The organism is Lactobacillus helveticus DSM 20075 = CGMCC 1.1877 (genome assembly GCF_000160855.1).
GTDB lineage: Bacteria > Bacillota > Bacilli > Lactobacillales > Lactobacillaceae > Lactobacillus > Lactobacillus helveticus.
In genome coordinates this window covers 178,596-180,524 of record NZ_GG700755.1, presented here as the reverse complement: position 1 = coordinate 180,524, position 1,929 = coordinate 178,596, and the positions used below count along the sequence as shown (strand labels likewise).

The 1,929-nt window shown below is 50.0% G+C and carries 1 rRNA gene; it reads left to right on the top strand.

The window, feature by feature from the left end:
- The first annotated feature begins 264 nt into the window (after positions 1-264).
- Positions 265-1,828 (top strand): 16S ribosomal RNA (locus HMPREF0518_RS06555).
- Positions 1,829-1,929: the final 101 nt, after the last annotated feature.

The following is a 1,929-nucleotide window of genomic DNA, read 5'->3' as shown; positions in this document are numbered from 1 at the left end:
GTAATATATTTAACTGTCGTCAGGCGAGAGCTTGAGCGGCAAAAAAACAAATTCAAAAAAGTTCTTGACAAAGAATTATGAATTTGATAAAATATAAAAGCCGTCTGGTAGCCAGACGGAGGTAGTACTTTGAAAACTGAACAAAGTTTCGCTAAAAGTGTGCGGGTGTAAAAACCCAAACAAGAAGCGAAGTCAATTCGCAAGCAATAAATTTGAGACAAAGATCTTAAATAATCAAATGAGCAATCATTCAAACTTAAATTTCAAAATGAGAGTTTGATCCTGGCTCAGGACGAACGCTGGCGGCGTGCCTAATACATGCAAGTCGAGCGAGCAGAACCAGCAGATTTACTTCGGTAATGACGCTGGGGACGCGAGCGGCGGATGGGTGAGTAACACGTGGGGAACCTGCCCCATAGTCTGGGATACCACTTGGAAACAGGTGCTAATACCGGATAAGAAAGCAGATCGCATGATCAGCTTATAAAAGGCGGCGTAAGCTGTCGCTATGGGATGGCCCCGCGGTGCATTAGCTAGTTGGTAAGGTAACGGCTTACCAAGGCAATGATGCATAGCCGAGTTGAGAGACTGATCGGCCACATTGGGACTGAGACACGGCCCAAACTCCTACGGGAGGCAGCAGTAGGGAATCTTCCACAATGGACGCAAGTCTGATGGAGCAACGCCGCGTGAGTGAAGAAGGTTTTCGGATCGTAAAGCTCTGTTGTTGGTGAAGAAGGATAGAGGTAGTAACTGGCCTTTATTTGACGGTAATCAACCAGAAAGTCACGGCTAACTACGTGCCAGCAGCCGCGGTAATACGTAGGTGGCAAGCGTTGTCCGGATTTATTGGGCGTAAAGCGAGCGCAGGCGGAAGAATAAGTCTGATGTGAAAGCCCTCGGCTTAACCGAGGAACTGCATCGGAAACTGTTTTTCTTGAGTGCAGAAGAGGAGAGTGGAATTCCATGTGTAGCGGTGGAATGCGTAGATATATGGAAGAACACCAGTGGCGAAGGCGACTCTCTGGTCTGCAACTGACGCTGAGGCTCGAAAGCATGGGTAGCGAACAGGATTAGATACCCTGGTAGTCCATGCCGTAAACGATGAGTGCTAAGTGTTGGGAGGTTTCCGCCTCTCAGTGCTGCAGCTAACGCATTAAGCACTCCGCCTGGGGAGTACGACCGCAAGGTTGAAACTCAAAGGAATTGACGGGGGCCCGCACAAGCGGTGGAGCATGTGGTTTAATTCGAAGCAACGCGAAGAACCTTACCAGGTCTTGACATCTAGTGCCATCCTAAGAGATTAGGAGTTCCCTTCGGGGACGCTAAGACAGGTGGTGCATGGCTGTCGTCAGCTCGTGTCGTGAGATGTTGGGTTAAGTCCCGCAACGAGCGCAACCCTTGTTATTAGTTGCCAGCATTAAGTTGGGCACTCTAATGAGACTGCCGGTGATAAACCGGAGGAAGGTGGGGATGACGTCAAGTCATCATGCCCCTTATGACCTGGGCTACACACGTGCTACAATGGACAGTACAACGAGAAGCGAGCCTGCGAAGGCAAGCGAATCTCTGAAAGCTGTTCTCAGTTCGGACTGCAGTCTGCAACTCGACTGCACGAAGCTGGAATCGCTAGTAATCGCGGATCAGAACGCCGCGGTGAATACGTTCCCGGGCCTTGTACACACCGCCCGTCACACCATGGAAGTCTGCAATGCCCAAAGCCGGTGGCCTAACCTTCGGGAAGGAGCCGTCTAAGGCAGGGCAGATGACTGGGGTGAAGTCGTAACAAGGTAGCCGTAGGAGAACCTGCGGCTGGATCACCTCCTTTCTAAGGAAGCTGAAGTGATGGAGAGTAGAGATACTAAGAGAAGTCACAAAAGCAAGCGGAAGCACACTGAGAAACTTTGTTTAGTTTTGAGGGTAGTACCT